We start from the raw sequence: 12727 nt of genomic DNA, 5'->3' as shown, positions 1-12727 counted from the left end.
CGTGTACAGGGCGCCGGTGGCGTTGTTGCCGCACAGCAGCCTCGCGCCTTCGGCCAGCGCCGTGTCGACCTTGGCGCGGGTGGCGGCCGCGGCCTGCGGGGTGATCATGGGGCCGACGTCGGTGCGCTCGTCGAGCGGGTCGCCGACGCGCAGCAGTTCGGTGCGGGCGACGAAGGCGTCGCGGAAGCGTTCGTAGACCTCGGCGGCGATGAGGATGCGCTGGGTGCCGATGCAGTTCTGGCCGGCGGCCCAGAAGGCGCCGGAGACGCAGGAGGTGACGGCTTCGTCGAGGTCGGCGTCGTCCATGACGATGACGGGGGCGTTGCCTCCGAGGTCCATGGCGAGTTTCTTCAGGCCGGCGGTGCGGGAGATGGCCTCGCCGGTGGTGAATCCTCCGGTGAAGGAGATCATGCGCACGTCGGGGGCGGCCACGATCGCGGCGGCGATGCCGGCGTCGCCGTTGACGACGGTGACGATCTCCTCGGGCAGGCCGGCCTCGATGAGGGTGTCGACCAGGCGCAGCGCGGTCAGCGGGGTCAGCGCGGAGGGTTTGAGGATGACGGCGTTGCCGCCGGCGAGGGCCGGGCCGAGTTTGTGGGCGACCAGGTTGAGGGGGTCGTTGAACGGGGTGATGGCGGCGATGATGCCCAGTGGTTCGCGGGTGAACCAGCCCTGTCGTTTCTCCGAGCCCTCATGGGAGTCGAAGGGGATGACCTCGCCGGCGTTGCGTCGTGCCTCGGCCGCGGACAGGGACAGGGTGTTGACCGCGCGGGCGACTTCCTTGCGGGCCTGGGTGATGGTCTTGCCGGCCTCGCTGACGATCAGCTGGGCGAAGGACTCGGCGCGCAGCTCGATCAGGTGGGCGGCGCGTTCCAGGACCGCGGCTCTGGAGGCGCGGGACAGGGCGGCCGCGGTGCGGCGCCCGCGCCTGGCCTGCTGCAGGATGCCGCCGAGGGCGTCTGCGTCGGCGGTGGGGACCGAGGCGATGACCTCGCCGGTGTAGGGGTTGTGCACGGGCGCTGTGTCGGCGCCGAGTTCGATGCCGGGGGGTATGGCGGTGTCAGACACGGTGGGTCTCCTTCAGTACGGGGCGGATGGGCGCGGTGTCGTCGTCGGCGTGGCGCTGGTGGATGGCGGTGAGGTCCGACAGCAGGGCGTAGGCGGTCTCGATGCGGCCGGCGCCCGGCCCGGACACCGCGACGGTGCCGAGGAGGGCTCGGGTCGTGGACGTCGATGGTGCCTCGGGCGCCCGCCCGGCCGCCGCCGATACGGACCACGGCCTCATGGGCGGCGGCCCGGGCGGCCGGGTCGGCGGTGAGGAGTCGTGTGGTGGAGGTTTGGCCAAGGTGACCAGGTCGGGGTCGAGGCCCTACCGCTCATCCTCGTGCGCTTCCTGCTCGGTGGCTGCGGTAGTCGTCGAGCCAGCCAAGACCTTCGCTCGTGCCGGCGCGGGGGCGGTACTCGCAGCCGATCCACCAGTCGAAGCCCAGCTCGTCGACCACGTCGAGCAGGTGGCGGACGTTGAACTCACCCCGGTCGGGCTCACCCCGGTCGGGCACGCCCGCGATCTGCAGATGACCGACCCGGCCGGTCGGCAGGTCGCGGCGCAGTGTCGTGGTGAGGTCGCCCTCGACGATCTGGCAGTGGTAGAGGTCGAGCTGCACCTTGAGATGGGAGGCTCCCACCTCCTGCACCACGGCGTGGGCCTCGGCCTGGGTGCTCAGGAAGTACCCCGGCATGTCACGGCCGTTGATCGGCTCGATCAGGATGTCGACGCCCGCCGCGGCGGCCCGTTGCGCGGCCCAGGCCAGGTTGGTCAGGTAGGTGTCGCGGTGCTTGGCCCGCTCGGCCGGTGTCGCGTCCGGTCGGAGAAGTCCGGCCATCAGGTGCACCCGAGGGCAGCCCAGCACCCCCGCGTACTCCAGCGCCCGGTCCACCCCAAAACGCGTCTCCGCCTCACGTCCGGGCAGTGCCGCCATCCCGCGCTCTCCCAACTCCCACGCTCCGGCAGGTGCGTTGAAGAGCACCTGCACCAGGCCGTGGTCGTCGAGCCGGCGGCGCAGCTCGGCGGCGTCGTACGCATAGGGGAAGAGGTACTCGACCCCCTGGAAGCCATCAGATGAGGCCGCGGCGAAGCGGTCGAGGAAATCGTGCTCGTTGTACATCATGGACAGGTTCGCTGCGAACCTCGGCATGCCGGCTCCTGTGCTCGGGCGGGGGAAGGCCACGGTCAGTGGTTCAATCACCTTGCTCCGCAGCCTCCTTGCCATTGCGTGGTCTCCACGGCCCTCTGTGTGGCACGAACAGGTTCAGCCGTCTGCTCGTGCAGCACACGCACCGCGTTCTGCGTTCCGCTGCGCGGGCTGGAGAGCACGGGCTTGCCGACGGCTTCGGCGATGGCGGGAGCCAGCCGTGCCATGGATGCCTGGGCCAGCATGATCACGTCGACCTCCTTGGCCAGCGCCCGTGCCCCGTTAAGCACCATCGCGTCGTGGCGGTCGCGGTCACCGGACATCAGCACCGAGAAAGCGCCCTCGCACAGCCGCTCCTGGACGGTGATGTCGCGACCGGCCGCCCGGGCCTTCTTCTCGACGAGGGCACGGGTCGGCGGCAGCGTCGTGGGGACCGTCGCCAGGACGCCGATGGCGCCCGCGGTCTCGACCGCTGACGCGGCCATCGCGTCGTCGATCTTGACGATCGGGACGGAGACCAGGCGTCGGGCCACGTCGATGGCCGGACCGACCGAGGAGCAGGCGGAGAAGATGACGTCGGCGCCCGCGGCCTGCGCGGCCTGGGCCAGGTGCACCATGCGCTGCGTGCTGGCAGGTGAGACCTCGCCGTCGCGCATCACGGCAGCGAGCACGTCGCTGTCGACGAAGTGCAGGACCCTGGCGTCCGGCGCGAGTTCCGCGAGGTACTCGTTGATGACCGAATCGGCGTCGAGGAACAGCAGGCTGGTGTGCAGTACGGCGATCGAGGCAGTGGTGGACATGGTGGCTCCAACAGGGTGCGGGTATCGGCCCGCGTGCACAGGAGGGCACGAGAGCGCGGGACAGAGCGGTGCGAACCGTGCGCCGACGCGCACGGCCGGGGGCGTACGACGGCCTTGCGTCCGTCGGTGTGGTGCGGCCCGGGGTCGGCGGGGCGGAGCTCAGGTCACGCGTTCGTCCCCTCGGCGCGGGGGCTCAGGCGGCCGATGACCTCCAGGGCGGCGTCCCGGACCGCGTCGCGGCCCGCCGCCCACAGGGAGACGACGTCGGAGCCGGGCAGCGCGGACGGGAGGGCCGTGCGGGTGGCCTCCAGGTAGGCGCGGCGCAGTTCGGCGTTGACGTTGACCTTGGCGACGCCTCGCGCGAGGGCGCCGTGAAGTTCCTCGACGGGCAGACCGCTGGCGCCGTGCAGGACGAGCGGGACGGTTACCACCTCGTGGATCGCGGCCAGCCGTTCCAGGTCCAGGCGGACCGGGTGCTGGGTGAAGCCGTGGACGTTGCCGACGGCGACGGCGAGTGCGTCCACGCCGGTCGCGGCCACGAATTCCGCCGCTTGCCGCGGGTCGGTCATCGCCGCGGTGTGCGCGACGGCGTCGGTGGAGACGTCCTCGTCGCCGGGGAGGGCACCGAGTTCGGCCTCCACCCAGGCGCCGTGGTCGCGGGCCCTGCGGACCGCCTCCTTCGTCAGCGCGATGTTCTCGGCGAACGGCAGGTGGGAGCCGTCGACCATGACGGAGGTGTAGCCCGCCTCGAGGCAGGCGGTGATCTCGTCCAGGTCCCGGCTGTGGTCGAGGTGCACTCCGAGAGGGGCCGTGGAGCGCGCGGCGGCGTCCAGCGCCAGCTTCATCAGGGCCTCGCGGCCGGCGTACTTGAAGGGACTGGAGCCCGCCTGGATGACGACCGGCTGCCCGGCGGCCTCGGCGGCGGCCGTGACACCCTGGACCGTTTCCAGGTTGTAGGCGACGAAGGCGGGCAGGGCGTGACCGGCGGCCGGGCCTGCTTCAGGGCATCGGTTCCGTGCAGCAGCATCAGGCACTCCTGAGCAGGTCGAGGGCGTCGGCGAGGGCGTCGGCGCCCCCGACGTTCCCGGCGAAGACGATGTAGGGGATGCCGGCGGCGGGGCCGTCCACGGGCTCCCAGAGCGAGACGATGCCCGGCAGCAGCGTGCCCCGGGCCCAGGCACGGCGGATCTCAAGGCCGTGGGTGGCGGTGTCGCTGGAGGTGATACCGCCCTTGGCGACGACGAAAGCGGGCCGCCGGGCGGCGTTGACCTGGCGCACGGCCTGAACGAGCGCGGCGGAGACCCGGCGGGAGATCGCCAGACTGCCGTCCGCGTCGGCACCCGTCACCAGCGTGCGAGAGGTGCGGATCACCGCGTCGGCCGAGTCCAGCGCGCCGGCGGCCGCGGCCGCGACCTCGGCGATGTGGGCCTCACGCCGCTCCTCGTCGAGCAGCAGGGCCACGTCCAGCTCGTACTCGGCGATCCCACCTCGCTCCCGCAGGCGGTCCAACTGCCGTGTCGTCAGCGCCACATGGGACCCCACGACGATGAGACCGTGCGGTGCGTCCCCGCGCAGCGGGCGCAGTTCGGCCGGGGTGAGCGGTGCCCGCCCCGCCTGTCCGGCGCGGGCTCTGACGAAGGACGGCCCGACCCGGTACAGCAGCCGCGTGCCGTCCTGCTCCGCCTGTGCGAGGGCCAGGGCGAGCACCCGCAGATCGTCGTCGCACACCGCGTCGACCACGGCCACCCGTCCGCCGCGCAGCGAGGACAGCAGCCGCGCCGTGTGCCCCGGGCCGCCGCGGCGCAGGTCGTCGAGGGTGACGCGCAGGACCTCGTCCGCGGGTACGCGTCCGCCTGTCTTCTCCTGCACCCACTCGGGCAGCGAGGAACTGCGGTAGCCGAAGGTGGCGTCACGGGCGAACTCGCTCGTCCCGACCGGGAGCAGCCCGTCGGCGGTCCGCATCCAGTGGTTCGAGCCGACGGTCAGCCGGCCCGCCTCGATGTAGGCGGGGACCACCACCACACCGTCCGGGGCACCCGCGCCCAGCTCGGTCAGCTCTTCGGCGAGGACGTCGGTCTCCAGCGGGAAGTGGCCGCGCAGGGTGGAGTCGCCGCGGCTGGCCAGGACGTAGCCGGTGCCCTCGGCCGCGGCGGCCGCGTGCAGGGCGCGGACCACCTCGCGGTTGCGGGCGGCGGCGTCCTCAGCAGGCAGGCTGCGGGTGTTGGTGAGGACGAAGAAGACGGCGCTGTCCTGGTGCAGCGCCCAGCGCAGATCGTCCACCGTCCAGGACGTCAGGACGGGCACGTCGGCGACCGTCTGGGTGCCGGTCGGATCGTCGTCGAGGACGACGAGACGGGGGCCACCGGATATCCGGGCGGCCACTTCCGCGGCGCTCACCTCACGGACTGGGGGCAGCCCTTGAAGCACCGCTGCCTCGGGGACGGGCCGCGTCCGGGCATGGAGGGGTAGGGGCATGGCGAACTCCTGCTCCCTTACGGGTAGTTGGGGGGAACGTCAGTCGGGGTCGCGGTTGATCACGTCACACCAGGGCCTGACCGGGTCCCGCGACGGCCTCGGGACACAGCAGCTCGGCGAGGGCGCCGGCGGGCAGCAGGCCCTTGTCCGTGGTCGTGCAGCTCGCCCTCACGGATCTCACGGCACGCCTGGACGACGGCGGCGGCCTTCCTCGGATCCAGCAGGCCGAGTTCCTCGTTCGCCAGGGCGGCGGCCTCCTTCACGGCGGCCAGAGCGTCGATCGGATGCGGGCAGGTGGCAATCGGCGTGCCTGTGATGGCGAAGTTCTCCCGGGCGCGCAGGGTGTGGATGCCCCAGTACGCCTCGGCGGGGACGTCGCGATGACCGAGCAGGTCGTGCTCGCTGCGGTGCGCTACGGCGGTCATGGCAGGCCGGGCCTTCTCTTGGAGCGTGTTCAGGCGTGCGGGTGCGTGGGGTGCGGCAAGAGGGAGAGCGAGCACGACCCGCCAGGGCGGTGCGACGTGCCACGACCACGCCGCGGAAGGTCTGGGCACTCTCACCGCCGTCGGTATCGGCTCACAACGACTCGTCCTTCGCCTTGTCGCAGGCGCCGCCGGACGGCAGGAACCAGGCGGTGCCGCCGTAGAAGGGGACGGGCGACGTCGGCCATCGCCGGGCGGGCGGCAGGACCTCGGCCCGGAGGCCGTCCCCGGAGGCGAGGGCGAGGCGGTGGTTCTTGTTCGTCATAGGCCGATTGCAGCAGCGGGCCGGGCAGCGCGTCCAAGACTCAATCCCGATGTGGCTTATAAGGCGGCCCTATAAGGCGATCTCTACCGCGGTTCAGTCGGCTCTCCGTCCGGGAGGCCATGGTCCGCGGCGGACGGCGGACGGCGGACGGCGGGCTGCGGCGGCTGATCAGCGCGATGCGCAGCCGCTTCGATCCGATCACACCTTCCGGTTCGCGAAGCAGACCGTGAGCTGGACCGCTCGGGGACCTCGCCTGCCGGGCCCGTCCTCCCAAACTCCGAGGCGCCGGCCCGGGACGGCCACCCGGCGCCAGGAACAAAGACGGGCCCCTGCTGGGACTTCGGCAAGACGCCAAACGCCCTTAGCCTCTCGAAGCCATCGGCAGACCCGGAGGATCTTGGTAGATAAGAACAATCTCAACGGCAGCCCGCTGTCCGCAGGCCCCCGGCAGGCTTCTTGAGCTAGGGACATCAGCTCGCCGGGCATCGCCCGGAACAGCAAGAAGACGCCGCGCTGCGAACGCCACGACGCCCTCCTCCAGCCGGAACAGCCCACCGAGTTCGCAGCCCGGTTCCCGGCCGGCCACCGGGCCCAGACGGCGCTTCTCCTGGCCGACTACGCCGGCAACGCCTCCGTGGTCGCGGCACTCTTTTGCACTGGCGTGCGCACGGTGCGCCGCCACGCCGTGGGTGGCCGCCACCGCCCGGCTCCGGCTGCGCCGGGCCCTGCGCCACCGTGTCGTGGACCTCGCGTGCCCGCGGTGCCTGTCCGATCGTGCGGTGGAACAGGCGCGCCAGGCGAATCGGGAAGCCCGGCGCGCGGCCGACGGCTTCCGCGTGATCGGGGCGGCATGGATCGCTGACGCACCGCCTGCCCGAGAACCTTCAGCCCCCTCAGAGCGCTGAAAGCTTTTCTGCATTAGGGATAGTGAAAAGCTGATGCTGATGCGTAAGTTGCATGGATCCTGGTAGGATGGTGACATGGGATTGCGCTTGGAGGAGTCGCTGCGGCTGACGGTGGCCGCGTTGATGCAGGTAACGGGTGAATCGCAGCGGTCGGTCGCGGGGGTGCTGGGACTGACACAGACACAGGTGTCGCGCCGGCAGTCGGGCGCCATCTCCTGGAGCCTGCGCGACGTCGACGTCCTGGCCGAGCACTACGGCATCGGCGCGCTGGATCTCCTGGCGGGTCCGACCAGAGCGTGCGAGGCGCTGCCCGCCGACAGACGCCGTACCGCGCGGACCGAAGCGAGGGGGACGGGCCGGTGAGCGACTTCGACGCGATCGACTCGCTGCTTGACGCCGTCGGCCCCCAGGCCGAACTCCCGCCCCGCCACGTGCGCCGCGAGCTGCGGGAGCGGGCTCGGCTGTCCAAGGCACAGGTGGCACGCGCGCTCGGCGTGAGCCCCTCAACCCTCAGCGGATGGGAAAGCGGCCGGGACCCGGCCGGCGAGATCCGCACCAAATACGCCTACCTGCTGGACGGGCTGAACGCCAAGCTCGCCACCGGGTCCAACACCGAGGCGGCGCCGGCTGCGGAGCAGCCCGTCACGTCAGGTACGGCCGCGACCGTCGCCTCCTCCTCTTCGCCCGACCTCGGCCAGGACGAGGGCGGGGACGACGTGGAGCTGCTCGTCGCCCCCGAGCCCTGTGTGCTGTGCGGCCGTCCGGCCGGACAACGCGTGGCGGGGTTCGCTCAGCACCTGACCCCGGCCGACTGCCGGCCCACCGCCACCGCAGCCCCAGCTGCCCCGCCAGCCGGACAGCCCACCACGCACACCTGGAAAGCGCCGCTGCGCACGACACGGCCGGCGCGTGCGACGGAGCGTTCCAAGGGCCCGGCCCGCCACGCGTTCCAAGAGACGTCCGGCCCGGTCGACCTGATCCGCGAGGCCGTGCGGGCCGCGCTCGCCGAGCACCGGGGCGACGTCGACGCAGCCACGGCGGCGCTGGTGAAGCGGGCCATCCCGGACGCCATGCGACTGCTGGACGAGACCCGCAAGGTGCGACTTCTCATTTCGGTGTCACCATCAGTTCTCACTTGGATGCCATGCATCTCTGCTGGTCCCAGCGCAGAACCGGTGACATCAGATGAGAAGGCTTGGCGACATCGATTGAGAATCTCCAGCGCAGTGAGACGAGAAGCCCAAGGGAATGGCCGTCTGACCTGCAGCTTTCTATTCCAATCTAATTGGATTCTCGGTTCGGCGACTGGTTTGGCAAGCACGATCGACGAGGTGCTGAGCCCTGTCACGATCATCAGAGCCGCATAGGCGGGCAGCAGCATGGGCTGCCCTTCCGCATGGCCACCATGTGCACAAACGGATGTATCCCGGTTACACCACCCACAAGACTTCGGCTCGCCTGGGCGCTCGGTGTCCTGCGGGTGGACCCCCACGCGTGTGGGGAAGGCGACTTGTAGTCGACCGCGACCGCGCGCACCGTGGATCGACCCCCATGCGTGTGGGGAGGACGGCAAACTCATCCTGGCGGACATCCGCATGCGCGACAGACCCTCACGTGTGTGGGGAAGACGAGCTTGCGTGTCCGGAGTGCTGGGGAAGGGGTGGACAGACCCCCACGGGCGTGGGGAGAACCTGAAGGGCGTGCTGCTGGCCTGGGCTTTCGTGGACAGACCCCCACACGGAGCTGAAGGCCGCGCATCGCTCAGCTCGCCGCCCTGCTGTACGGCTGACCCCCACGCGCGTGGGGAAGACCGCAGAACCGTGTGGCCCGGACCGCGAGTGAACGACAGACCCCCACGGGTGAGGGGAAAAAGCCGCCGTTATCGACTGGCTGACGGACAACTACGATCGACCCCCATGCGCGTGGGGATAGCAGCCCGCGTCGGCAGGTGTTGACGGCCAGAGTCGACAGACCTCCACGGGCGTGGGGAAGACAGGGCGCCGACCGCGCCGATGAGCCAGGTGGTGGAACGACCCCCAGGTGCGTGGGGAAGCGACCGTTGGCCCAGGAATATTTGTTCGACGACGGGAGGCAGACCCCCACGCGCGTGGGGAAAGCACCCCGCTGGTATCCAGTCTTTCCCCGCGTGCTGGGCAGACCCCCACGTGTGTGGGGAGAACAGATGGATCTTCAGGGCGGAGAGGTAGGCGCCTGGCGGACCCCCACGGCATGTGGGGAGTGTTCCTGGAACCACCGAGACCATATCCATCAGCCAGGCAGACCCCCACACGTGTAGGGACGCCGAGTGCACCTTCGGCAGCGTCAACACGCTCGACGGACCCCCGCGCGCGTGGGGAAACAGGGCCCTGAGAGGCCCGTGATGACCAGCAGGGGCGCACCCTCACAGGATGAGGAAGCCGACGAGACCCGGATCGCAGGCTACACCTTGCCCTCCCAGGGACGCGTGCCGGGGGCGATGCTCTACATGCGGCAGGATAGGCCCAATACCGCGTGTTGCAGGGTGGGTTGACGGAGAGCGGAGCGGGAGCGGGCTTGTGGGGGTGCGGGAGGATGCGCGGCGCGGTGGGATCGATCTGACGCCGTGGGGCAAGTTCGACCGCGGGGCGTGGGCGGTGTATCCGCTGCTGTTTCATCTGCTGGATGTCGCGGCGCTCGCCGGCGTGGTCTGGGACCGGTACCTGACCCGCGGTCAGCGTCGGCTGATCGCTGCCGGGCTGGGGCTCACTCTGGCCGAGGCGCGCTGTCTGGTGATGTTCATCGCCGGCCTGCACGATCTCGGCAAGTTGTCGGCGTTTCAGGAACAGGAGGCGTATCCCTGGGCCCGGGTTAGCGACACCCTGCGCACGGACACCTGCAACTGGCAGCGTATGCCGCACGAACGGGCGTCCATGCACAGTGTGCTGCACCTGCTGGCCGAGACCGGCTACCCGGCGGACACCTCCGACAGTCCCGGAGTGCTCGTCGCGCAGATCCTGGGCGGTCACCACGGCCGTTTCCTGCAGGTCGACATCGACGGCGCGGCCAAAGCCTCCCGGGTCAACCTCACTCTGGGCGGGCCGGCCTGGCAGGATCTGCGCCGCCGTTACTTCGCCCTGCTGCGCCATCTGACCGGCGCCACCGCGGTGCCCTCGGACGTTTCGGTGCCGGCGGCCGTGCTGATCACCGGAATCGGCATCATCGCGGATCGGCTGGCCAGCCAGCGCCACTACTGGCTGCCCAAGGCCCAAGCGCCCGCCTTCGGCGCCGGCGAGCACTACGCCCAGGCCGTCCGGGACGCCCCCGCCGTGGTCGCAGAGTCCGGGCTGACCCGCATCACCCTGCCGCAGGTGCCGTTCACCCAGGCCCACGGCGGCCTGGAGCGGCCGAACGCCCTGCAGGCCTCGGTGATCGGGCAACTAACTGCCGCGGTGGGGGAGAAGGGGCCCGGCATCCTGGTGGTCACCGACGCCACCGGCGGCGGAAAGAGCGTCACCGCGCTGGAAGCAGCACGGATCTTCAACACCTGCGGGGACACGGCCAGCATCCTGTGGCTGCTGCCAACCACAGCCACCACCGACGCGGCCTACGACATGCTCGAGGCCTACGTCGCGGCCCACCATCCCGAGCACGCCCCGGTCTCCCTGGTCCACAGCCACAGCTACGACAACACCGCCTACACCGACCACCGCCTGGCCGCCCACGAACCCTCCACCAGCGACGCCTACTGGCCCGACAACAGCGACGGCGACGATGACGAGAGCAAGCCGGCTGCGGGGGAGCGGCCCGAAGAACGCGTCACGGTGCCCGACGGCTGGCTGCGCGGCTGGGACAGGGCCCTGCTGGCCCAGTTCACCGTCGCCACCCACGACCAAGCCCTCATGGCCGCCCTGCCGGTCCGCTTCAGCGCCCTGCGCATGATGGCCCTGTCCGGGCGGACCGTCATCGTCGACGAAGTCCACGCCCTGCCCCCGTACATGCGGCAGACACTGTCCCGGCTGCTGCACTGGCTCGGCGCCCTGGGCTGCCCCGTGGTGCTGCTGTCCGCGACCCTGCCCGGCCACATCAGCAGCCAACTCGTCCGCAGCTATCTCGACGGCGCCGACCACCCGCACCCCGAAACAGCCCACCTGGACTGCCGGCCCCCCTACCCGGGCTGGCTCTACGCCGCCGCCTCGGACGCCTCCCTCACCCGCATCGACCCGGCCGCGGCCAAAGCCCACGCCGACCGCCACCGCCGCCGCGCCGACCTCCGTCTCCACCCGGTGCGACACTCCTCCTGCACCGACCCCGAAGACACCCCCGCTCGGGAGAGCCGCCTGGAGCGGATCACTCAGGAGATCGCCCCCGTCGCCCGCTGGGGCGGCTGCGCCGCGGTGTACTGCGCCACCATGGCCGACGCCCAGACCACCTACACGCATCTGCGTACCGCCCTCGACTGGCCGCACGGCGGCCCTGACGACCAGCTGCTCCTGCTGCACGCCCGCCTGCCCGGCCACCAACGCGAGGCCCTCACCCGCCGTATCCGCACCGCTCTGGCCTCAGCCGGCGAGCGCCCCGGGCGGCTGGTAGTCGTCACCACCAGCCTGCTGGACATGAGCCTCGACATCGACGTCGACGTCATGGTCAGCGACCTGGCACCCCTGCACACCCTCCTGCAACGCCTGGGCCGCCTGTGGCGCTTCGACCACATCGCGCGGCCCTACTGGCTGTGCGGCGGTCGCCCCCGTCTGATCGTCCTGGAGCCCACCGACCATCGCGGCCGCACCCTCCTCCCGCCCGCCTGGCGCCCCCTGGACTCCCCGTTTCTGCCGCTGGCCACCGCCGCCTATCTCGCCCGACGGCCCGAGCAGCCGCTCACCCTGCCCGACGACGTGCAGCAGTTCGTGGAAGCCGTGCACGGAGACGCCGACGCCCTGGCCCGTACCGATGCCGCCCTGCGCCGCAGCCACACCCTGCACCAGGCCCGCACCCGCACCGAGGAACACCACAGTCTGCTGCACCTGGTCCCGGCGTGGCACGACATCCTCTCGCTGTCCGATCTGCACCGCCAGAACCTGCACCCCCGCGAGGCCGCCACCCGTCTGGGCGCCATGCCCCGCCGCCTCCTGCCCGTCTACCGCATGTCCGGCGGCCGCCTCACTCTGGACGCGGCCGGCACCCGGCCGCTGCCCGAGCACCGCAAACCGACCACCGCTCAGATCCGCACGATCCTCCAGCACACCCTGCCCGTCCCCGCCGCCTGGGTCGCCGGCCGCACAAGAGACCACCGCATCCCCGCGTCCTGGCGCAGTCACGCCCTCCTCGCCGACCTCGTCCTGCTCGCGCAGGACGCCGGCGATCCCTCCCGGCCGGTGCGCTTTGGCCGGCATCGTCTGCACCTCGACGGCGCCCTGGGACTGGTCCACACCGAAGACTGAGCCGCTTCCTGCTTCCCGCCTCACGCCGCCCGCCCGAGCCCCCTCACGGGCATCGCCGTTGCAGGAAGACGGGACCTTTCTGCCCGGGGCACGCAGCTGCGCGGTGCCAGAAGACCGAAGGTCACGAATTCTCATCTCAGGCCGCCAGGGCTTCTCATCCGATGCCCCCTGCCGCGGCTGGGACCAGACAG

Annotated in this window: 9 protein-coding genes and 2 pseudogenes; 3 read left to right on the top strand and 8 right to left on the bottom strand. The window is 71.2% G+C overall.

Annotated elements, in window-relative coordinates:
* The 8 genes and pseudogenes from ACZ4Z3_RS37145 to ACZ4Z3_RS37110 all read right to left on the bottom strand — a co-directional run.
* Positions 1 to 1068, bottom strand: a 1068-nt coding sequence (locus tag ACZ4Z3_RS37145) for an aldehyde dehydrogenase family protein (protein WP_468505196.1), incomplete at its 3' end; no start/stop codon positions are given.
* Positions 1061 to 1285: a hypothetical protein gene (locus ACZ4Z3_RS37140; protein WP_468505195.1), complete on the bottom strand. Its 225-nt coding sequence runs from the start codon at positions 1283 to 1285 to the stop codon at positions 1061 to 1063. The genes ACZ4Z3_RS37145 and ACZ4Z3_RS37140, both read right to left, overlap by 8 nt.
* Positions 1286 to 1376: 91 nt before the next feature.
* A complete protein-coding gene (gene otnI / locus ACZ4Z3_RS37135) occupies positions 1377 to 2195 on the bottom strand; it encodes a 2-oxo-tetronate isomerase (RefSeq protein ID WP_468505194.1) in 819 nt (272 codons plus the stop codon).
* Between the two features lie 47 nt (positions 2196 to 2242).
* Positions 2243 to 2992 (bottom strand): aspartate/glutamate racemase family protein, encoded by a 750-nt coding sequence (locus tag ACZ4Z3_RS37130; RefSeq protein ID WP_468505193.1) that lies wholly within the window; start codon positions 2990 to 2992, stop codon positions 2243 to 2245.
* A 164-nt stretch (positions 2993 to 3156) separates the two neighbouring features.
* Positions 3157 to 4026 (bottom strand): class II fructose-bisphosphate aldolase, encoded by an 870-nt coding sequence (locus ACZ4Z3_RS37125; protein ID WP_468505192.1) that lies wholly within the window; start codon positions 4024 to 4026, stop codon positions 3157 to 3159.
* Positions 4019 to 5389: a four-carbon acid sugar kinase family protein gene (locus tag ACZ4Z3_RS37120; RefSeq protein WP_468505191.1), complete on the bottom strand. Its 1371-nt coding sequence runs from the start codon at positions 5387 to 5389 to the stop codon at positions 4019 to 4021. The genes ACZ4Z3_RS37125 and ACZ4Z3_RS37120 overlap by 8 nt, the downstream gene beginning before the upstream one ends.
* A gap of 230 nt (positions 5390 to 5619) precedes the next feature.
* Positions 5620 to 5892 (bottom strand): annotated as a pseudogene (locus ACZ4Z3_RS37115) (lyase family protein); the annotation flags it as partial.
* Between the two features lie 151 nt (positions 5893 to 6043).
* Positions 6044 to 6214, bottom strand: coding sequence for a hypothetical protein (locus ACZ4Z3_RS37110; protein WP_468505190.1), 171 nt, complete (start codon positions 6212 to 6214; stop codon positions 6044 to 6046).
* A gap of 980 nt (positions 6215 to 7194) precedes the next feature.
* Between ACZ4Z3_RS37110 and ACZ4Z3_RS37105 the strand changes: the two genes are divergently transcribed.
* From ACZ4Z3_RS37105 to cas3, 3 genes and pseudogenes are all read left to right on the top strand, one after another.
* A complete protein-coding gene (locus tag ACZ4Z3_RS37105) occupies positions 7195 to 7482 on the top strand; it encodes a helix-turn-helix domain-containing protein (RefSeq protein WP_468505189.1) in 288 nt (95 codons plus the stop codon).
* Positions 7479 to 8223, top strand: a pseudogene (locus ACZ4Z3_RS37100) (helix-turn-helix domain-containing protein); the annotation flags it as partial. The gene ACZ4Z3_RS37105 and the pseudogene ACZ4Z3_RS37100, both read left to right, overlap by 4 nt.
* Positions 8224 to 9680: 1457 nt before the next feature.
* Positions 9681 to 12536, top strand: coding sequence for a CRISPR-associated helicase Cas3' (gene cas3 / locus ACZ4Z3_RS37095; protein WP_468505188.1), 2856 nt, complete (start codon positions 9681 to 9683; stop codon positions 12534 to 12536).
* Positions 12537 to 12727 lie beyond the last annotated feature (191 nt).

Source organism: Streptomyces sp. NPDC030296 (genome assembly GCF_055572815.1).
The sequence above is the reverse complement of the archived record's forward strand: the minus strand, read 5'-3'. Positions and strand labels throughout refer to the sequence as shown.